The following is a 21,622-nucleotide window of genomic DNA, read 5'->3' on the forward strand; positions in this document are numbered from 1 at the left end:
AATCCTAGATTTTGTACTCCTGATGGTCAATTGTGAAGTATACATCATCAGACCGGGGGCGATCGGGAATTGGCCGTTGGGGGAAGCTGAATGATTAATAATTAGCTTTTGACTAATAATTAATCACTTCATGAATGCTGACTGCTGACTAATCCCCCAAGCACCAAGAAATAGCCAGCACAATCAAGGCCAGGCTCAGCCAATTAGGGAAGTGGAGCCAGCCGCCTAGACCTATAGGTAACAATACCAAAACCTGTGTCAATAGGGAACCGATAGCCAACAGCCAGGCTAGGAGTATCAAATTTATCATCTTGACACCGTACAATTGCGGATATGAGTCGATCGCCTGTGGCAGAAATCCGAGTGGCACAAGCGAGGGCGATCGCACAGGGATTGTCCTGATAGACATAAGGAAGAGAAGCCTGAAAGTTTTGAACAAATTTAACAAAAATTATTCTTCCTCCAGAGTTAGGAGGGTCGGGGCTGCGATGGGTAAATTCTGAGTTTTGATTTTAAGTTGTGACGCCAGGAGAATTGCCATGTTGTTTAATCGGGGAGCCAATTTCAAAAACGGTGCGATCGCCTCGGCGATCGTCGCGATCGTCGCCCTACCAGTTTTAGCAGAAACAGCCAATTTCGGCACTTTAACTTTATCACCAGGTTTTGAGTCCCCAACAGCAGTTTTGAGAGGTTCCACAGGGGGATCTTACTCTCTATCTGCCATAGCCAACGCCGATCGCCACAAAAACAAATGTTTGGGTTTTGCCACTCCAACTCCCGACCACATCATAGTCTTGCAGAAAAAATTTTCAAAACTCACACTCCAAGTCAACAGCGGAGGCAAGGACACAACCTTACTCGTACAAGGCCCCGGTAATGCAGTGCGCTGCGGAGACGATGCAGGTCAGAATAAAGATGCTGGCATTGTTGATTCAGACTGGCAAGCAGGGTCTTACAAGATTTGGGTCGGTACTCTCGAACCCGGAGTCAAGTCAGACTATACAATCTCAGTACAGGAATAGAACGCGGCGCTGTGGGATGAAAAAATAAAATATCATCGAATTCTCCCCCAATCTGCTCTCTTCCCACGGTGCCACTCCCCCAATCTCCCCCAATCGGCCAATTTGTTAATCTCACACTCAGCAATCTGCCGATCGACCGCTCACTTCCCCCATCCAGTAAAATGTAAAATCGAAAGTGGCGTGTTTAACCAAAATTGGTAACTCTGAAAGTGCTAAAGACCCTTAGAGCTGACTTCAGTATAATTTTCGACCGCGACCCAGCAGCTCGCAACTGGCTGGAAGTTTTGTTTTGCTACCCCGGTCTTCAAGCCCTAGTGCTGCACCGCCTCGCACACTGGCTTTACGTGCTGGGACTTCCCTTCATCCCCCGCTTGATTTCCCACCTAGCTCGCTTTTTGACCGGAATTGAAATTCACCCCGGGGCAACGATCGGCAAAAGCGTATTCATCGACCACGGTATGGGGGTTGTAATCGGCGAAACCGCAATTATCGGCGATTTTGCCCTAATTTACCAAGGTGTCACCCTCGGCGGCACAGGCAAAGAAAGCGGCAAGCGTCACCCTACCGTCGGCGAAAATGTAGTTGTCGGTGCCGGCGCCAAGGTACTCGGCAATCTTCAAATTGGCAACAACGTTCGCATCGGCGCCGGTTCCGTCGTGCTCAGGGACGTACCATCTGACTGTACGGTGGTAGGGATTCCCGGCCGCATCGTCTATCGATCGGGAGTGCGCGTCAATCCCCTAGAACACGGCAGTTTGCCGGATTCCGAAGCTGTGGTAATTCGCTCATTGCTCGATCGCATCGAGTCCCTCGAACAGCAAGTAAAAAGTTTGCTTCCTCAAGCATCTGTCTCCTTAACTTCTGTTCCCAATTCCCACAATTTCCACTCAGTATCAGAAGCTTTAAACCAAGCCAGCAATGTAGCCTTAGCCGAAAAAACACAGCTAGTTACAACCCCTAGCTGCAAGTTAAAAGATAAAGCAATTCAAGAATTTTTCGACGGCAGCGGCATCTAAAAATAGTTTTGACTGTTGAGTTTTTCATGGGGAATTTTTCAACTTAAAACTTTCCTACTGACAACAGTCAACAGTCAACAGCCAACAGTCAACTGACTTCAAGGATTAACCGCTCGCACAGACCAATTTCCCTCCCCGTCGCGCCGATAAAGCGATCGGTTCTGCGGTTCCCCCCGCAACTCCAACAAATCCACCGTTTCCGGTTCCAACAACAGCAAGCAAAAATTAGGCAGCGGCTCGATCGGATCTGGGGAAACAGAATCAAAAGCACCAGCCGGGGCTTTGTCATCTCCCGGATGCGGCCAAGCAAATTGCGATCGAGCCGCCTCAGAAAGCTCCTGCCAAGCTGTGCGGCGCGATGAGCACAACTGGGTCTCTGGATAATCTGCCCCTACCAAAATCAGTTGTCCAGCAATCCGAAATTGTTCGCGAGTTTGGGGGAAATACCAGCAAATTTCCCCCCAAGGATAGAGGTTAATTTCCTCTGCCTTTTGACTGCGAATATCTGTAATAAACTTTAACTGATTAGTATCTGCTAAAAAGCCTCGAAACACCACAGTGCGGTTAGCCGGACGCCCGGTGGCGCGAACAGTTGCTAGTTGCAAGTAGCGGGCAAAAGCAAGACTGCGGTTGCGGTGGAGCGCGCGAGCTAGGGGCGATCGCCAAAGTGCTAAAGACATAATTAATAACCTATCATATGGGTAATGGGTAATTGGTAATGGGTAATTGGTAATGGGTAATTAGTGACTTTTCCCTTCTGTCTCCTGCTTCTCTCCCCTAAACTCACAATTTACAACTCTTAAAATCTTGCTATTGGTAATTTTATGTCAAATTCACTCTCAAAACTCAAAACTATTGAAACTCCCCACAGTGGCTACCACTGGGACGGCAGTTCCCGCCGCTTTTTTGAAGGCTGGTACTATCGAATAACATTACCCGCTCGCGGACAATCTTTTGCATTCATGTATTCAATAGAAGACCCCAAAGGCGGTCAACCTTACAGTGGCGGTGCAGCTCAAATTCTCGGTCCGGAAGATAGCTATTTGTGCCGCACATTCCCCGATGTAAATAAGTTTTGGGCGCACCGAGAAAGCTTGGCTTTCGGACATTGGGGCAAAACAGATTTACAAATTCAACCCCAATATTTAGAACCCCCAGTATTCGACAGCCGCGTCGAAGAAGGCTATCAAGCTACTGCTACCTTGAATCAAGGTTATATCCACGATCCGGGAAGCGGCAGCCGCTGTTTTTGGCAATACCAAATTCAACCTGTTTACGGCTGGGGCAACTCTGACCAACTCCAGAAATCCACGGCGGGAATGGTATCTTTTCTACCCATATTTGAACCGGGATGGCAAATTTTAATGGCTCACGGTTTAGCCACGGGCTGGATCGATTGGAACGGCGAACGCTACCAATTTAAAGATGCTCCCGCTTACAGCGAAAAAAACTGGGGCGGTGCTTTTCCCCAAAAGTGGTTTTGGGTTAATTGCAATTGTTTTCAAGGCGAAAGCGATTTAGCTTTAACTGCTGGCGGCGGCAAGCGGGGCGTGCTGTGGTGGATGGAATCCGTAGCAATGATTTGTCTGCATTACCGAGGTAAATTTTACGAATTTGTGCCTTGGAATTCCCAAGTAAGTTGGAATATTGAACCTTGGGGAAGCTGGAAAATGCAGGCGAGAAACAGTCAGTTTGAAGTTGAGTTAATTGCCACTACAAACCGTTCTGGTACCGATCTGCGAGCTCCTACAGAAAAAGGTCTGGCTTTTTGCTGCCGGGATACGACGCAGGGCAAATTGCGCTTGCAACTGCGAGAATTGTTGGGGGGAAATGTTGACAAAAATGGCAAGCAGCGTTCTAGAATTATCTTAGAGGCTCAAAGTTCTTTCCCGGGTTTGGAAGTTGGGGGCGGACCTTGGGATGAAGTTTGGCGATCGAACTAAGTCCTTAGTCCTTAGTCCTTACTCAGTTAACAGTAGTCTGAACAGCCATGATCTATTTACTCGGTTGGCAATTAGGCAAATTCTACCGCAGCCAGCGGTTACAACAAGCTCTCAAGGTGATTTTGGGACTAATTTTATGTTTGGGGACAATCTTGATGCCGGCGGCAATTGCTAGTGCGGCCGGTGATTTGTCTCGCCAACCAGTCACCGAAATTACTGTTAGTTTGGGTAACGAAGCAGGGGAACTTAAGTTTTTTCCCAATCTGCTAGAATTTGAATCCGGCAAGCGCTATAAATTAGTGCTAAAAAATCCCAGTTCGCAGAAACATTATTTCACTGCCAAAAACTTTGCTGATGCGAGTTGGACTCAAAAAGTTGAAGCTGGTAATGTGGAAATTAAAGGAGCGGTTCACGAACTGGAACTTAAACCGGGCGCTATGGCAGAATGGGTGTTTGTGCCGATGAAATCGGGAAGTTACAACCTGCGCTGTACGGTAGCCGGACATACGGAAGCTGGGATGATTGGCAAAATTACGATCGCCTCTTAAGCCCCATCTCCGTCGCCTCACCGGACATCCTATCAATTTGAGATTAATTACCGAAACTCGATCGAACTTTCGACCCTCTAGACACTTTTCAAGTAGACTCTAGCGGAGCCATTGTCAGTCCAGCACGGCTCAATTGCATATGATAAAGTTCTGCTTGCTCTTGCGGGCCAACCCAGACAGTGGCTTGGCCTTCGTGGTGGATTTGGTTGGCAAGTTTCCAAGCTTGATCGCTTGTCATCCCTGGAATGTATTTCGTCAAACATTCCACAACGTGCTGAAATGTGTTGAAATCGTCGTTGAGAACTATTACCCGATAGTTGGGATAAGGTTTGCGGGTAACTTGACTCGATCGAACGGGTGCTATGGTTGGTGAAGAGGTCATCGCGCGAACAGCCACTGAAACTACAAAATTCGTAAAAGAGTTACCGACAAAGTTATAACACAATTTCAGAATTTTTTAACCCCTACTTGGTATTTCGATCCGCTTCGGGGTTTATTTTCACCGCCGGGCCCTGCGTTAGACTTTTCCAGAAACTGTGGGGAGTAGGGTTAAGCATCCTGCCCCCCATTGACAGGCTTTTGAGGAGAAATCTCTGGCACCGCGCCGATTAAACTACAGTTAACACTCGATCGACCTCAGAAGTGTCGCCGTCAGAATATGCTTGCAGCAGAAGTTGCTTTAAATCTTCAATCAGCGGATAGCGGGGGTTAGCGCCGGTACACTGATCGTCAAAAGCCCGATCGGCCATTTCCTCAACGCGAGCAAAAAAGAAATCATCACTCATTCCCTGACTGGCAAGAGCCTCCTGAATCGTGCTAGGAATATCTACCTGACGCTTCAGATCTTCCACCGCTGCGATCAACTTCTCAACTTTCTCCTCTTCTGTATCGCCGCCCAAATTCAGATAGTCCGCAATTCGAGCATAACGCCACTTGCTGTTAGGATACTTGTTTTGAGAAAAAATCGCTTGTTTGAAAGGAACATCCGTTGCATTGTAGCGAATTACGTGGGAAATCATCAGCGCATTCGCTAAACCGTGAGGGACGTGGCAAGTTGAACCTAATTGGTGAGCCATTGAGTGACAAACCCCCAGAAAAGCGTTGGCAAATGCCATCCCGGCGATCGTAGCAGCATAATGTACTTTCTCCCGCGCTTTCGGATCGTTAGCACCATTTTTGTAAGCGCTGGGCAGGTATTTAAACAGCAAACGAATCGCTTCTAAAGCCAAACCATTTGTATACTCAGAAGCCAACACAGAAACATAAGCTTCTAAAGCGTGGGTTAGCGCATCAATGCCGCCGTAAGCAGTCAGTTTCCGGGGCATATTCAGCGTAATTTCTGGATCGACGATCGCCATACTCGGAGTCAGAGCATAATCTGCAAGCGGATACTTAATCCCCGATCGTTCATCCGTAACAACCGCAAAAGGCGTGACTTCCGAACCCGTTCCCGAAGTAGTGGGAATTGCCACCATAATTGCCTTTGAACCCAAAGGCGGCAGTTCGTATACCCGCTTGCGAATATCCATAAACCGCATCGCCAATCCTTCAAACTCAATTTCTGGATGCTCGTACATCAGCCACATTACTTTAGCAGCATCCATCGGCGAGCCACCACCAAAGGCAATAATCGCATCTGGATGGAAACTATTGCAGATTTCTAAACCTTTGCGAACAGTAGCAAGGGAAGGATCGGGTTCCACATCGTAAAATGTGTAGTGATCGATGCCGATTTCTTCCAAACTCTCTGTGACTTCCTTAGTCAATCCCAATTCAAACAAAGGTTTATCCGTCACGATCAAAGCACGTTTCTTACCTGCCAGATCCCTCAAAGCTACAGGAAGACAACCCGACTTAAAATAAATCTTGGGAGGAATGCGGAACCAGAGCATATTCTCGCGCCTTTCTGCTACGGTTTTGATATTGAGCAGGTGATGGGGTGTCACGTTGACAGAAATGGAATTATCGCCCCAGCTACCGCAACCGAGGGTAAGGGATGGATCGAGGCGGAAATTGTACAAATCCCCGATCGCACCTTGAGAAGAAGGCGTATTAATCAGCACCCGCGAAGTCTCTAGTTTGCTTTCAAAATAACGAATGTGATTCTGATTGTGCGGAGCCGTGTAGAGTACAGAAGTATGTCCGTGTCCGCCAAAAATTATCAGCGCTTCAGCTTTGTCTACTGCTTCAGTAAAGTCCTTAGCGCGGTACATTGCCAGAATCGGCGAAAGTTTTTCACAAGCAAAGGGTTCTTCTTTACCAACCGCATCAACTTCTCCAATCAAAACCCTGATGTTTGACGGCACTGTAAAACCCGCAATCTGCGCCACCTTTTGCACCGATTGACCGACTATTTCGGCATTCAACCGCCCATCAATTAAGATTACCTGCCGCACTTTTTCCCGTTCTTCTGCATTGAGGAAATAAGCACCGCGCTTGATAAATTCCAGTTGCACTGCATCGTACACCTCATCCACAACAACCACCGATTGTTCCGAAGCACAAATCGTGCCGTTGTCGAAAGTTTTGCTGAGCAAAATTGAGCTGACAGCCATTTGGATGTGGGCGGTTTCATCGATGATGGCGGGAGTATTTCCCGCGCCGACACCGAGGGAGGGATGTCCTGAAGAGTAGGCAGCTTTTACCATTCCCGGCCCGCCAGTGGCCAAAATTAGTTTGATATCGGGGTGCTGCATCAAAGCTTGGGAAAGCGGCACAGTGGGCTCGTCAATCCACCCAATAATATCCGGCGGTGCTCCTGCTGCTACAGCAGCATCTAGGAGGATTTTTGCCGCCGCAGCCGTGCAGGATTTTGCCCGGGGATGGGGCGAAAATATAATGCCATTTCTCGTCTTGAGCACGATTAAAGATTTAAAAATGGTGGTGGAAGTCGGGTTAGTTACAGGAACGATTCCCGCCAGCACTCCCACGGGTTCGGCAATGCGTTCGTAGCCAAAATGCCGATCGGACTCGATGATACCGCAAGTCTTGTCGTTCTTGTATTTGTTGTAAATCATTTCCGAGGCAAAATGATTTTTGATTGCCTTATCTTCGATGACTCCCATTCCCGATTCTTTGACTGCTGCCTTCGCTAAGGGAATGCGGGCGGCATTAGCGGCTAAAGCTGCTTGCTTGAATATGCGATCGACTTGCTCTTGAGTGTAGGTGGCAAATTCTGCTTGGGCTGCTTTCACTTTTTGAATGAGCACTTCTAATTCTTCTACATTGGTAACTTTCATGTCTTTTCTCCTCGGGTGTTTTTCGAGATTTATTGCCTAGGTTTGTGAGGGGTAGGGGAACCGCAGATTAACCGCAGATTAACGCAGAGCTACGCAGATAATTTCAAGATTGTTTTTGATTTTTGTACGAGGTCTTTTAATTAATTATAGACCGCTAGCTCCGATCGCGTTTACCCCGCGACTGCGAAAAATCTCAACTGTTTGTTGGACGAGCTCCGGTGAAGCTGGAGGTGTATCCTTGAGCTCGTAATCCAGTTTTAATTGTTCCCATTTGTATTCTCCCATTTTATGGAATGGTAATACTTCGACTTTTTCCACATTGTTCAGATTGGCAATAAACTCTGCTAATTTTTCTACGTTTTCGAGGTCATCAGTGAGGTGAGGAACTAGAACGAAACGAATCCAGGTTGGCTTATGAATTTCGCTGAGATATTTGGCCATTGCTAAAGTAGGCTCGATGGAAACGTTCGTGACTTTGTAATACAGTTCGGGAATGTAGGATTTGATGTCCAATAAAACCAGATCGGTCATTTCCAGAACCGGTTTAGCAACTTCTAAAAGACAGAACCCTGATGTGTCCAGGGCTGTATGCAAGCCCATTTGATGGCAGCGGGTAAAGATTTCTCTGACAAAATCGGGCTGCATCAACGGTTCGCCGCCGCTGACGGTAACGCCTCCTTTCCGCAGGTAGGATTTACATTTTGTAATTTGATCGATTAAATAATCGACGGTTACTTCTTTACCGTCGTGGGAATTGCGGCAGTCGGGATTGTGACAGTAAAGACAGCGCAACGGACAGCCTTGGGTGAAGACGATAAACCGGATTCCAGGGCCGTCTACGGTACCAAAAGTTTCGATTGAATGAATGCGACCAATTCCAGACATTTAATTTGCTGTTGGTTATGTTCCGAGATAATGAATTAATCCGCTGCGATCGGAAAGTCTCTGAGGTCAAACGATCGGAAAAATAGATACTGTGATTGCTACATTCCTCGCGGCGGACAACCGCTAACTTACCCCCAATGAACTTATTGCATTCCCAAGCTCTCAATTCCCTCAATTATCTGCGTTAATCTGTGTTAATCTGCCTTACATCTGCGGTTTTGAGAGCAAAGATTCATGCAATAAGTCCAATCAATGCTGGGATTTAGACGCGTTCGTGGAAAGTCCGTTTAATCACATCTAATTGCTGTTCGCGGGTAAGTTTGATGAAGTTAACCGCATAACCGGAGACGCGAATTGTTAGCTGGGGATAGTTTTCCGGATGTTCCATCGCATCTAGTAATGTTTGCCGATCGAGGGCGTTAACATTGATGTGATGGCCGCCATCGTGGAAGTAGCCGTCTAGGAGACCAACTAGGTTGTTAGTCCGATCGTCCTCCATTCTGCCCAAGGCCTGCGGTAGAATCGAAAAAGTATTCGATATGCCATCTTGACAATCACTGTAGGGCAGTTTTGCTACAGAAGATAAGGATGCGATCGCCCCACAGGAATCTCGACCGTGCATCGGGTTAGCACCGGGAGCAAAGGGTTCGCCTGCTTTACGTCCGTCGGGAGTGCTACCAGTTTTTTTGCCGTACACTACGTTAGAGGTAATCGTCAGTACCGATTGAGTCGCTACAGCGCCGCGGTAGGTTTTGTGCTGGCGAATTTCGTTCATGAAGCTTTGCACGAGTTCGATGGCTAGACTGTCTGCGCGATCGTCATTATTGCCGTATTTGGGATATTCTCCTTCGATCGAGTAATCCACGGCCAAACCTTGCTCGTTGCGAATCACCTTAACTTTAGCGTGTTTAATCGCCGAGAGCGAGTCCGCCACCACAGACAGTCCCGCAATTCCGCAGGCCATGGTCCGGTAAACATCGCGATCGTGCAGTGCCATTTCCAGCCGTTCGTAGCAGTATTTGTCGTGCATGTAGTGAATGACATTCAGCGTATTGATATACGTTTTTGCCAACCACGCCATCATTTCTTGGAACCGCGCTCTTACCTCGTCATAATCGAGATATTCGGTAGTAATCCCTGGGAACTGCGGCGCGATTTGGTCGCCGGACTTCTCATCTTTACCGCCGTTAATCGCATAGAGCAAAGTCTTAGCCAAGTTAACTCGCGCGCCGAAGAACTGCATTTGCTTGCCAATTCGCATGGCGGAGACACAACAGGCGATCGCGTAATCATCGCCGTATTGAGGACGCATCAAGTCATCGTTTTCGTACTGAATCGAACTCGTCTCGCTGGATACCTTCGCACAGAATTCTTTGAAGTTTTCCGGCAAGTTTTCCGACCACAACACGGTGAGATTTGGTTCTGGTGCAGTACCGAGGTTTGAGAGGGTGTGCAAGAATCGGAAACTGTTACGAGTTACCAATGTTCTACCGTCATCGCTGATACCGCCGATCGCCTCTGTTACCCAAGTTGGATCGCCAGAAAATAGAGCGTTATAGTCGGGAGTTCGCAAAAACCGCACCATGCGGAGTTTCATTACAAAATGGTCGATCAGTTCTTGCAATTCTTGTTCGGAACTCGCGCCGCGAAGCAAATCGCGCTCGAAATAAATGTCTAAAAACGTCGATACGCGCCCGAGAGACATCGCTGCCCCGTTTTGTTCTTTCACTGCTCCCAAGTAGCCAAAATACACCCACTGGACAGCTTCTCGTGCGTTTGTCGCCGGACGGCCAATATCAAAGCCGTAGCTAGCAGCCATTTCTTTTAACTCAAACAAGGCCCGAATTTGCTCGGATAACTCTTCGCGCAAACGAATTGTTGCCTCGTCCATCGCCTCTAGTTCGAGTGATTCTTGCTGTATTTTTTTATCATCAATCAGGCGATCGACACCGTACAAAGCCACGCGCCGGTAGTCACCGATGATGCGCCCGCGTCCGTAGGCATCTGGCAAACCTGTGATGATACCCGAACGTCTTGCCAGACGCATCGAGCGCGTGTAAACATCGAATACACCATCGTTATGAGTTTTGCGATATTTCGTAAATATTTCTTCAGTTTGTCGATCGAGCTGATAGCCGTAAGCTTCTAAACCTGCTTTGACAACGCGAATCCCGCCAAAGGGCATAATCGCGCGTTTCAAAGGTCGATCGGTTTGCAAACCTACTATTTGTTCTAAGTCGCGATCGATGTATCCTGGTGCATGAGCCGTGATGGATGTGGGAACTTTTGTATCAACATCCAATACACCTTTTTCGCGCTCTTGCTTCATTAGTTCCAGGACTTTGTGCCAAAGCTGCTGGGTTTTTTCTGTTGGTGCTGTGAGAAATTCTGCATTCCCTTCGTAGGGGGTGTAATTCTTTTGGATGAAGTCTCTGACGTTGACTTCGTTTGTCCAGTTGCCTTCAGTAAAGCCGTGCCATTCTACTAACATAGCTTGCTTTCACCTCTATTTTATGTTAGCGATCGATCTTTTTTCCTCCGACCGCTATATCTACTATATATTTAATCTCAATATTTTAAATGCCCTGTTCGATCTTTGTTACAAAACTTTACTTCCTCATCGCCTGGGAAGAATTAAGATAGATAGTATCCAGAAATTCCTCTTGAATTTATGAGGAAGCTCTGACAAAATTGGATTCCGAACTAACAGTTAGACAACGGAAATGTTGTTTAAGTGCGGGTCGGTCGGGAACGCGCAATGATTTTTTTAGTCAGGAACCGCGAACACCAGAAGAAGATGAATAAAAAGCAGAAAAATAGCAGAAAAATAGTTCGGATTTGATTCGAGAATTGTTATCGAAAGCAGAGCCAGATTAATTGCTGATTAATTGAAGTAGGGTATTATGCAGATAAATTCAAGAACTCAAAGCACTGCGAGCGATCCGGCTCACGATATTTGGAAAGAACAGCGTCATCCGCTAGATGGGATTTTTAGACCTCGCTCCGTGGCTGTAATCGGCGCAACAGAGAGAGAAGGAAGCGTCGGACGTACTCTCCTGTGGAACTTGATTCGGAATCCGTTTGGCGGAACAGTTTTTCCAGTGAATCCACAGCGCCGCAGCGTCTTGGGGCTCAAGTCTTATCCTGACATTGCTAGCGTCCCGGAAGTAGTGGATCTAGCGGTGATTGCTACGCCGGCTGCTGGGGTGCCGCAAGTGATCCGCGAATGTATCGCTGCTGGGGTGAAAGGGGCAATTATTGTTTCTGCTGGCTTTAAAGAGATTGGTGCGGCTGGGGAGGCTTTAGAACAGCAAGTGATGGCCCAAGCGCGTCTGGGCGGAATGCGGATTGTCGGCCCAAATTGCCTCGGCGTGATGAATCCTGTGCTTGGACTCAATGCTACTTTTGCAGGTACGATCGCCCGTCCAGGTAATGTCGCCTTCATCAGTCAAAGCGGCGCCCTCTGTACTTCGATTCTCGACTGGAGTTTGGGGGAAAATGTCGGTTTTAGCGCCTTTGTATCGATCGGCTCTATGCTCGATGTCGGTTGGGGCGATCTGATCGAGTATTTCGGGGACGATCCTCATACTCACAGTATCGTTTTGTACATGGAATCTATGGGTGATGCTCGTTCGTTCCTGTCCGCCGCCCGCCCAGTGGCGATCGACAAACCGATCATCATTCTCAAGGTAGGACGTACCGCCGCCGCCGCCCAAGCCGCCGCTTCCCATACGGGAGCTTTGACCGGTAGCGATGACGTGCTTAATGCTGCTTTCCGCCGCTGTGGCGCGTTGCGGGTACATACGATTTCCGATTTGTTCGACATGGCAGAAATTCTGGCAAAGCAACCGCGACCGCAGGGAAACCGCCTGTCGATCGTCACCAATGCAGGAGGCCCGGGGGCGATCGCCACTGATGCCTTAATTAGCGACGGCGGTGCCCTGGCAGATCTGGCACCGGAGACGGTGCAGCAGCTTGATGAGTTTTTGCCGCCTCAGTGGAGTCATCACAACCCGATCGATATTTTGGGCGATGCTAGTAGCGATCGTTACGCCAAAACTCTAGAAGTGGTCGCTCCCGATCCCAATAGTGACGGATTGCTGGTCATCCTGACGCCACAAGCGATGACAAATCCCACCCAAACCGCAGAAAAACTCAAGTCTTACAGCAAACTCGGAAAGCCCTTATTAGCAAGCTGGATGGGCGGTGTGGAAGTGTCAGCGGGAACGCAAATTCTCAATCAGGCAAATATTCCGACTTTCCCCTATCCCGATACCGCCGTCAGGTTATTCAACTATATGTGGCGGTACACGTACAACCTGCGCGCTATCTACGAAACGCCTTCTCTCTCGGCTGATTGCGAGGTATGGTGTCCCGATCTATCGGCGGCAGCAAATATTGTGACTTCTGCACGCAAAAGCGATCGCACTTTGTTAACAGAATACGAATCGAAGCAGTTGCTCGCAGCTTATGGGATTCCCACCATCGCCACCTCCATAGCCACCAGCGATCGCCAAGCTGTAGAAATTGCCGAGATCCTCGGTTATCCAGTGGTGCTAAAACTCCATTCTGAGACGATTACTCACAAAACCGATGTGGGAGGCGTAAAACTAAATTTAGCCGATGCTAACGCTGTAATTAGTGCCTTTGAGGCGATCGCCCAGCGGGTACGGGCGATCGATCCGGCAGCCTTTCTCGGCGTGACAGTGCAGCCGATGGTGCACTTGGAAGGCTATGAACTAATTTTGGGTAGCAGTATCGACCCACAATTTGGACCGGTGATGCTGTTTGGTTCCGGCGGACAATTAGTGGAAGTCTTTCAGGATCGATCGCTGGCACTTCCGCCTTTAAATACCACCCTAGCGCGGCGGATGATGGAGCAAACGCGCATCTATAAAGCTTTGCAAGGAGTGCGCGGCCGATCGGCAATTGACCTGGTACAACTCGAACAGTTATTAGTTCGTTTCAGTCAACTGATTGTAGAGCAACCTCAAATTGCCGAGATTGATATTAATCCGCTGCTGGTTTCTCCTGAAGGTGCGATCGCTCTCGATGCCCGCGTTGTTCTCCAAACAACGGAAAACCCCATTTCACCCGCGATTCGCCCCTATCCTACGCAATACGTTCAAACATGGTCAAGGGAGGGCGATCGTCCCATCACCATCCGTCCGATTCGCCCAGAAGATGAGCCGCTGATGGTGCTGTTCCACCAAGAACTTTCCGAAGAGAGCGTGTATTTGCGCTACGCTCACATGGTAAAGTTAAAGCACCGCATCGCTCACGAACGTTTGGCCCGGATTTGTTTTATTGACTACGATCGGGAAATGGTGTTAGTAGCCCATCATCAACACCCGGAAACCTCAGAACACCGGATTTTGGGAATAGCGCGTCTGAGCAAACTCCACGGCACAAACCAAGCCGAATTTGCCCTGATCGTTAGCGATAGCTATCAGCAGCGCGGTTTGGGAACAGAATTATTGAGGCGGCTGCTGCAAATTGGTCAGGAAGAGAAATTAGAGGCGATCGTCGGCTACATTGTGACTAGCAACTACAAGATGCACAGCCTCTGTAAAAAACTAGGATTTGAACTCCAACCAGACCGAGGCGAAGGAATGTTGAAAGCTGTTTTTGTATGCTAATAGCAACTTGGGTTAAAAAATAATATCAATTCCGGCTTGGCCGGAATGATATCAAATCCGCGCTTCATCGTCGCGATCGAGTTGAATCAAACTGCCAACAAATATGAGCGCAATTTTCAGTTTTTTTGATTCACAGTCAACCGTCACCAGTCATTAGTCATATCATGTCCGGTCGATTACCCGACCTCAGGTAGGGGCGCGTTCACCAACAATATCTGCCAACAATTGACAATCTCAAAAACCCGCCCGGCCGGGATATTATGGTCAATCGATCGGACATGATATCATCAGTCAACAGTCAACAGTCAACCATCAACAATCACCGACGGTGCAACCGAAATCAATATAATTATCATTCATCACAACTAAAGTCCTAACTACAAACTTTATAGGTTTGTAGTCAGGACTTTAGTCCTCAAACTAAGATGTTACTAAGCCGCAGCCAAATTTGCTGCTGCGAAATCCCAGTTAGCCAAATTATCCAAGAAATTAGTAATGTAGTCGGGACGGCGGTTTTGGAAATCCAAATAATAAGCGTGTTCCCACACATCCAAAGTCAGCAACGGAGTTTGGCCGTGTGCTACCGGAGTGTCAGCGTTAGCAGTTTTGGTAACTTTCAAAGTGCCGTTGTCTAAAACTAGCCAAGCCCAGCCGCTACCGAACTGAGTTGTCGCAGCAGTCTTGAATTCTTCTTTGAATTTGTCGAAGCTGCCGAAGTCGGCGTTGATTTTCTCAGCTAAAGGTCCTGTCGGAGTACCACCGCCGCCCGGTTTGAGGGAATTCCAGAAAAAATTGTGGTTCCAAACTTGACCTGCATTGTTGAAAATGCCGGCTTTGGATGGATCGTTCGAGGATTCCTTGACAATTTCTTCAAGGGATTTGCTGGCCATTTCAGTCCCTTCAATCAGTTTATTCAGATTGGTCACGTAAGCAGCGTGGTGCTTGTCGTGGTGGAACGAAAACGTGTCGGCCGACATATGACCTGACTCCAGGGCGTCAGGGGCGAAGGGTAATGGTGCGAGTTCAAATGCCATTGTGTTCGATCCTCTCTGGATTACTTTTGGTTTTTGGGTTAACTTTCCGGCTTTTGTATGATTAAAGCCGAGATTCGCTAGCTTGAGTTTATCAAGCTGTGGTAAATAATTCTTTACAATTTTCATATTTTATAGCAGTTGTGGCATTTTAGGATTTTGACTTCTGCTTTTCACCAGTCAAATCTACTAATAGCCGGTCTTAAGTAGCACAATGTTTGGCAAAATGTCAACCCGCCTGCGCGGTAAATAAAAGTTGGTGGGAAATTGTCAACAGAGGGAAGTTTTATGATAGTTATAAATAAATTAAACCGATTTTTTGTCAAAGATAAGCTCACTTTAGCTTAAGCTGTAAGCAAGTCAAACAGATTGCAGGAGGTCTCAATGCAAAACAGTTCAAATGATCAGATTAATCACACTCCGCATTGGTTGAATCTGAAACTAATAGTCAGCGCTCTCGAAACAGTTCAAGACTTAATTGTAATTTCTTTGTGTATCGGTTTGTTCTGTTTCATGGTGATCGAACTGCGAGAAATGTTCTTCTCGCTGCTACCTCCTTTGGATTTCCAGCAAGTCACGGCAGATATTTTGTTTCTATTAGTTTTAGTGGAATTATTTCGGTTGCTAATTATTTACTTGCAAGAACAAAGAGTTTCTATCGGCGTAGCTGTGGAAGTTTGTATTGTATCAGTTTTGCGAGAAGTGATTGTGCGGGGAGTGCTGGAAACTCCCTGGGTTCAAATATTATCAACAGGCGCATTCTTGCTGGTTTTGGGAGTGTTGTTGGTAGTCCGAGTTTGGTTGCCGCCAACCTTCGAGGGAATTGACCCGGAACGCCGCATGGCTAGCAGAAAGAGAAAGTTTTCAGACAATCAATCAGCTTCAGAACCTCTGGAAGTCAATCGATTTTAGATTTTATATTACAGAATACCCAGAGCCCCGAATTCTTTAATAATTCGGGGCTCTAAAAGTTTTCTTTGATCTAAGTCTTACTTAGGATCGCGAATTAAATAACTTACAATTTTAATTTTTATTGTGGGATGAGCGTCCCGCCCGTCCAAAAAGGACGGGCGGGACGCCCATCCCACTTTCAAGAGTGGAAGTTATTTAATTCTCATTCCTTATCAAAAAATCCCAGTCTTTTTTATGTGCAGCCAAACTCCTACACAACGGATCTGCTCATTGAATATGCGTTTTCCCTGTTGATGTTTCAATGCTGTCTTGCTTTGTTCCAGCAGCAATTAATTCTTCGGTATCGTTGTGCAACTTTTTGCAAAGCCGATCCATGGGAATATCGTTAGCATCATATCCAAAGGGATTTTCAATTTCTAAACCTATCGCCTCAACGCCAAACAACCCAAAAGACACTACGCCAACAACGGGAATTGTCCACCAGTGCAAATCTTTCACCATCTGAAAAGGCAGTGCCAAACAATATAAAAGTAAGAGATGCCGTAGGTGAATCGAATAAGCTTTTGGCATCGGCGCAGCTAAAATACGTTCGCAGCGAGACAGACATTCTACTAATTGATCCAGCAAGCGATTGAGGGAGGCAAATTGAATACTATCGATGTGCTTTTGGGTATACTGTTTAGTTAGATAGCTCCCAATCCATTGCGTCACCTTCAATGGCATATTAGTGACATATTGCAACTCTAAGCATTGTTCAGGAGAAAGCACAGACTTTAATTATTCGTCAACTCCAGCATATCTTAAATGCTGTTTCATTGCCATAAAAAAAGCTGGTATTAAGCGCAAATAAGCTGCTTTTTCCTGAGAATCTGCTAAAGTTGGCTCGGGAATTGTCATCCATATTTGTCTTGAAAGATTGCGACCAGTAAATATAGTCATACCGGCAATTTGCCAGCCTTCCCAAAATCTTTCGTAGGCTGTATTAGTCCGAAAAACTAATAGTAATCCTAAAACAATTCCCGGGATTAATCCAGTTAAAATTGGTTGGCTCAGACCTGGATATCCATTTGTGTAAAGGATGGTAATGATCGAAGCCATTACCATACTCAAAAGCACTTGGTTTTTGATATCCCGAATGACGGAACTTTTTAAATCTAGAGCTAGCTTAAACCAATTATTCCGGTCAAAATTCATACAAATTGCCTCACTGAGAATGGAACCTTTTTTACGCCTGATGGTGGAATGGACATTTACCAGCATCAGATTTCTCCTTCCAAGGATCTGGTAGATAGAAATAATTGGGTTTGAGCAAGCGATTTTCAAACTCTAAGGGGTAAACTGGCACGGTTGAACCCGATAGGGGCGGGATCAGCCAACGCCAATCTCCGTAAACATGGCGATCGCACTGTTTCTCTTCATCCACAAACTGCATAAAGGAATCGCTCAGGGTATGGTGATCTAGCATCCGTATCCCATGCAGCTTGTAAGAATGCAGCACAGCTACATTGATTTCTACTAACGCTAAATCCTTCCAAAGGCTGATGTTGTCGCTGCAATCTAAACCCATTTTTTCGGCAACAATTGGCAGCATATTGTAGCGATAAGTGTCGCTGAAATTCCGCCCGCCAATTTCCGCGCCCATATAAAAACCGTTAAATGGTGTGGGGTATTGAATACCTCCCATATCCAACATCATGTTAGAAACAGCAGGGAGCCCAAACCATTTCAGAGCCAATTCTGCAAACCACTGATGGCGAGGGTGGGAAATGGGAACTTCTAAAATAATTTCTGGGGGAATTTCAAACCATTTGGGTTCCCTTTCGCCTATTTGGATAATCAAAGGCAATACATCAAAGCGGGTTTTAGACTCTTTCGACCACCCTAACTTGATTGCCTCCTCTGTTAACTCCACATTAGCCGGATCGCCGAGAATGCTGCCATCGGGTTGACGGTAGCCTGCATAACGCAGCATTAAACTGCTCCAAATTCGGATCTGCAAATTTGGATTCAAGATCGTAATTGTCGAGCGCAAATTGCCGTTATTAGTAGCAAACTTGATGTGTTCGACTAAGGTTTCAAAAATCTCCTCCTCTGTTTGGAGATGCCTCATATCCCGCAATTGCAAACTACGCCAAAAATTGCGTCCCAGACATCGGTTACTGTTACGCCATGACAGCTTTGTCCCGTAAGCTAGTTCATCATAAGTATGTTCGTAAGTACCTGTGCGCTCAATTGATTCCTTGACTTCTTGCCAACGGGGAAGGAAAACTTCTGCTAAACCTTGTTCGAGATAGCATTGTTTGAGGAAAACTTCTGCTTCTTTGGCGACTGAGTTAATCGGTTGGACGTAAATACTGATCTGTTCGATCGGTGTAATTCCTCCCGCCAGTTGCACCGCCGGACGCTGGGATGTGGGAGTTTGAGCGTTACCGTCCTCATTCAGCTTGGAGGAGAATAATTCTTGGCGAATGGCCCGATCCACCCAACCTGCGCTCTGTAAATAGCCTCGCACCGCATCCATAAAGGGTTGGGGTCCGCACATAAAAGCAACGGTTCCTTCGGTGTAGGGATACAAACGTTGCACAATTTCAGGGGTGAGTCTGCCTGTGGAACGAGTTGCCCGAACTGTAAAGCTTAAATTAGGGTGAGTTTTTACCAGTTGCTCTAGTTCTGGGTGAAAGACTAAATCTTCAGTATGGGGAGCAGAAACATCGAGGTGAAATTTGCGGGTATCTCCTCGGTTGGCTAAAGTTCTCATCATCGCGATCGCTGGAGTTATCCCAATGCCCCCAGCAAAAAACACTACAGGATTTTCATCTTCTAAGACAAACTCACCTCTGGGTTGAGAAATGCGTAACAACGCTTCTGAATCAGCGCGATCGCACAACCAACGCGAAAATAAACCCAATTCTTCACGTTTAACTGTTATTTCGTAGGATTCTGTTTGGTCAGCGGGCGAACTCAAAGTGTAAGCGCGAGTTACCCAAGAATTATCCACTCGTCCTTGAATCAGGATATGTTGTCCCGGTTTCGAGGCAAGAACTTCTTCGTAAACTGGGCGAAACTGGAAGCGCATCATTCCTCGTCCCAAATCTTCTTTAGCCACGAGTTCGGCAACAGCCAGATTAGCCGAACCTAGCATTTCTTCGACTAAAGGCTGACAGCTACCGCAGATCATTGTTACCTGTGTTTGTTCCACAATTCCCTCTAGGGAATCAACACCTGTATCTATCAGTTCTCGCACTTTGCCACAGGTTGTTTTAGTACAGTTGCAAACGATATCGCTATCCGCCCCAGATGTTGTTACCTCCTCAATTTGCAGTTCTCCTAACTCGCGGAATAATGCCGCTTGCCAACGAGGAAAGAGTCGATCTTCAAAAAATAACTGAATTGCTAATCGCCGTCCTGTCCAGCGTCCGCGTGCCGATAAACTGGCAATCTTGCCATCTTTTAATCTTAGGACTCGTTCTCCACCGCTTTCGGAAGTATAGCGAATTTCCTCTAAATTATTTGCATCTTCATCTGCCCAATACCACTCCAGCATTTCGCCATCTAGCGATCGCTCCCCAATCAACATCCGGTCATTTGCTTGTAGCAGCCGTGTAATTAGTGCTGGTCGTCCTCCTAAAAAGCCCTCACTAATCGTTAAAATACCGCGTCCCGGGAGAATATAGAGGTTAATTAGTTCCAGAATATGTTGAGCCATCCAATCTCTCAAACCCCGAGTTTTTCGCCCTAACCATTGGGCTGATGCTTCTCCTTGCTCGGTTAATCCAGATTTACTTAATCCCACCAGCCAATCTAGTTGAGATTGGGCTGCTTTTTCATTCATTCCCCCTGCCATTGCATCGTGCAGCGCGGCGGATGTTGGTACATCAAAATAGCGAATTTCTGTCGGCAGATCTCCTAGAATTCTGTTTAAATGGGCTTCTAAACCATAGACAAATTCGTCAAAATCAATCGTGCCGTTCTCGTCTGTATCAGCCTGGTCTAAAATAGACTGAGATTCATCGTTGCTATATCCCAAATCTAATAGGTAGGGAAACAACTCTTGAGCGTCAATTTGCCCACTTTTATCAACGTCGATCGCTTCAAATCGCAAGGGCGCAAATTCTTGACCAGACATCGTTTGCTCCAGTATTGCCGAGAATTCGAGGGCAATATCAGCACCACTAAGCAAATCTGAACCTGTCAAGATTTCTGGAGGTTGGTTGTTGATTTCCCCATGCAGCCATTTAGATAACCCTTCTGCGATCGCTTCTGGCTCTAACCAAGGTAAGGTGCTATTACCAAGCGGTAAGGACAAAGTACGGCGAAACCTCAATTCCTTTTTCTGCATCAGCAAATGGGAAAATAAAGGCGGGTGACGCAAGATCAGAGTTTCGATATTTAAGTCGCACACCAGACTTTCTGCTTTAGCCAAAAAATCGCCTAGCTTGGCCTGCGCACAAGCAGCAGGTGCCACCCAGGCTAAACGACGAATACCCTTTTCTTTAGCGATTTCTATAAAGGAACGAGCGATCGATACCACCTCAGATAAGTCCGTCGGCCTGATGAAAATTACTGCCGCTTCAGCACTATCAACTTCTTCTGGTAGAATCCTTGGAGAATCCAAGCTGAAATTCAACCATTCGCCACTAACTGAGGTGGTGGTAGTCCCGTGACTCGCAAGGCGTTTGCATCCATAAACTTGAAAGCGCTCGCTCGTTACCGCCAAATCAACAAATTGCTTTGTAGGTAAATAGTTAAAATCGGACGTAAAAACCAGAATAGTTGTGGTATGCCCTGCTGGATAATTGAATGTAGAGCTAGTCATTGTCGCGTTTTTTCTCTATATATGTTGTTTTAAAGCATCCGCTTTTTTGAAGAGAATTTCTTTCAAAAGCGTGACTATTCTCAAAAGGTTTTTACTAATCAAATAGACCCGTTAAATCTTTTTTGTCAGCATGAATACGAGCGCTGCATCCTTTATATTTGGGTCGGATTTGTGCCACCAATTACTAATTACTTTATCTATTCTTTTTCCTTAGTGTATTAATATCTGTCAATTGGAAAGTTACTGCTGTATAATACACTACACTTTAGTTCAAAATTTATACAAAGAGAATTTCCCAAGTAGATGTTAAACAGATAGTTCGTCTGAGTTTATGGTAAAAAAGTAGCTTTAGACAGAAAACATGGTAGTTGAGCAACTGGAAACCTCATATTTTAATTGATATAATTCTTACTTATCTCCTGATATCCAGAAGAACCAAACAGAGTCCATAGTGTTAACAATGTTTTACAAATACAGGTAAACGACCTTCTAGTCGCACGTCTATATTATTGCCCTGGCTGTTCTATTCGATACCGCCAGTTGATACGATTCGGATCGAGAGCTTGGCTCT

14 protein-coding genes and 1 pseudogene are annotated in these 21,622 nt (G+C 46.5%); 6 read left to right on the forward strand and 9 right to left on the reverse strand.

Features of this window, described 5'->3' with window-relative positions; translation table 11 throughout:
- Positions 1-148: 148 nt before the first annotated feature.
- The gene (locus tag QUB56_RS02585) at positions 149-409 is read right to left on the reverse strand and encodes a hypothetical protein (protein WP_332952898.1); all 261 of its coding nucleotides are present in this window, start codon (positions 407-409) and stop codon (positions 149-151) included.
- A gap of 130 nt (positions 410-539) precedes the next feature.
- On the opposite strand from QUB56_RS02585, the gene QUB56_RS02590 reads away from it, so the two are divergent.
- Together QUB56_RS02590 and cysE are read left to right on the forward strand one after the other, a co-directional pair.
- Complete coding sequence (locus tag QUB56_RS02590; RefSeq protein ID WP_332952900.1) at positions 540-1,022, forward strand: hypothetical protein; 483 nt, start codon at positions 540-542, stop codon at positions 1,020-1,022.
- Positions 1,023-1,231: 209 nt separating this feature from the next.
- Complete coding sequence (gene cysE, locus QUB56_RS02595) at positions 1,232-2,038, forward strand: serine O-acetyltransferase (protein WP_332952901.1); 807 nt, start codon at positions 1,232-1,234, stop codon at positions 2,036-2,038.
- Positions 2,039-2,136: 98 nt separating this feature from the next.
- On the opposite strand, the gene QUB56_RS02600 is transcribed toward cysE, so the two are convergent.
- Positions 2,137-2,718: an Npun_F5749 family FMN-dependent PPOX-type flavoprotein gene (locus tag QUB56_RS02600; RefSeq protein ID WP_332952902.1), complete on the reverse strand. Its 582-nt coding sequence runs from the start codon at positions 2,716-2,718 to the stop codon at positions 2,137-2,139.
- A gap of 144 nt (positions 2,719-2,862) precedes the next feature.
- Here QUB56_RS02600 and QUB56_RS02605 point away from each other — a divergent pair, with 144 nt between their 5' ends.
- Positions 2,863-3,981, forward strand: coding sequence for a tocopherol cyclase family protein (locus QUB56_RS02605; RefSeq protein WP_332952904.1), 1,119 nt, complete (start codon positions 2,863-2,865; stop codon positions 3,979-3,981).
- A gap of 47 nt (positions 3,982-4,028) precedes the next feature.
- Complete coding sequence (locus QUB56_RS02610; RefSeq protein WP_332952905.1) at positions 4,029-4,529, forward strand: plastocyanin/azurin family copper-binding protein; 501 nt, start codon at positions 4,029-4,031, stop codon at positions 4,527-4,529.
- A gap of 88 nt (positions 4,530-4,617) precedes the next feature.
- On the opposite strand, the gene clpS is transcribed toward QUB56_RS02610, so the two are convergent.
- From clpS to pflB, 4 genes are all read right to left on the reverse strand, one after another.
- Positions 4,618-4,911, reverse strand: coding sequence for an ATP-dependent Clp protease adapter ClpS (gene clpS / locus QUB56_RS02615; RefSeq protein WP_006633998.1), 294 nt, complete (start codon positions 4,909-4,911; stop codon positions 4,618-4,620).
- Between the two features lie 226 nt (positions 4,912-5,137).
- Complete coding sequence (gene adhE / locus QUB56_RS02620; protein WP_332952908.1) at positions 5,138-7,768, reverse strand: bifunctional acetaldehyde-CoA/alcohol dehydrogenase; 2,631 nt, start codon at positions 7,766-7,768, stop codon at positions 5,138-5,140.
- Positions 7,769-7,912: 144 nt separating this feature from the next.
- Positions 7,913-8,653: a pyruvate formate-lyase-activating protein gene (pflA, locus tag QUB56_RS02625; RefSeq protein ID WP_332952909.1), complete on the reverse strand. Its 741-nt coding sequence runs from the start codon at positions 8,651-8,653 to the stop codon at positions 7,913-7,915.
- A gap of 262 nt (positions 8,654-8,915) precedes the next feature.
- Entirely contained in the window at positions 8,916-11,144 is a 2,229-nt protein-coding gene (gene pflB / locus QUB56_RS02630; RefSeq protein ID WP_332952911.1) for a formate C-acetyltransferase, read from the reverse strand.
- 412 nt (positions 11,145-11,556) lie between these two features.
- Between pflB and QUB56_RS02635 the strand changes: the two genes are divergently transcribed.
- Complete coding sequence (locus tag QUB56_RS02635; protein ID WP_332952912.1) at positions 11,557-14,292, forward strand: bifunctional acetate--CoA ligase family protein/GNAT family N-acetyltransferase; 2,736 nt, start codon at positions 11,557-11,559, stop codon at positions 14,290-14,292.
- Positions 14,293-14,723: 431 nt separating this feature from the next.
- Here the strand turns inward: QUB56_RS02635 and QUB56_RS02640 are convergent, their stop codons facing one another.
- Positions 14,724-15,326 (reverse strand): superoxide dismutase, encoded by a 603-nt coding sequence (locus tag QUB56_RS02640; protein WP_332952913.1) that lies wholly within the window; start codon positions 15,324-15,326, stop codon positions 14,724-14,726.
- A gap of 381 nt (positions 15,327-15,707) precedes the next feature.
- Here QUB56_RS02640 and QUB56_RS02645 point away from each other — a divergent pair, with 381 nt between their 5' ends.
- Positions 15,708-16,235, forward strand: coding sequence for a phosphate-starvation-inducible PsiE family protein (locus QUB56_RS02645; protein ID WP_332952914.1), 528 nt, complete (start codon positions 15,708-15,710; stop codon positions 16,233-16,235).
- Between the two features lie 267 nt (positions 16,236-16,502).
- Here the strand turns inward: QUB56_RS02645 and QUB56_RS02650 are convergent.
- Both QUB56_RS02650 and QUB56_RS02655 read right to left on the reverse strand, forming a co-directional pair.
- Positions 16,503-17,495 (reverse strand): annotated as a pseudogene (locus QUB56_RS02650) (bestrophin family protein).
- A complete protein-coding gene (locus QUB56_RS02655; protein ID WP_332952916.1) occupies positions 17,461-21,051 on the reverse strand; it encodes a nitric oxide synthase oxygenase in 3,591 nt (1,196 codons plus the stop codon). Before QUB56_RS02655 ends, QUB56_RS02650 begins: the two are co-directional and overlap by 35 nt.
- Positions 21,052-21,622 lie beyond the last annotated feature (571 nt).

This window comes from Microcoleus sp. AR_TQ3_B6 (genome assembly GCF_036702785.1).
Lineage (GTDB): Bacteria > Cyanobacteriota > Cyanobacteriia > Cyanobacteriales > Microcoleaceae > Microcoleus.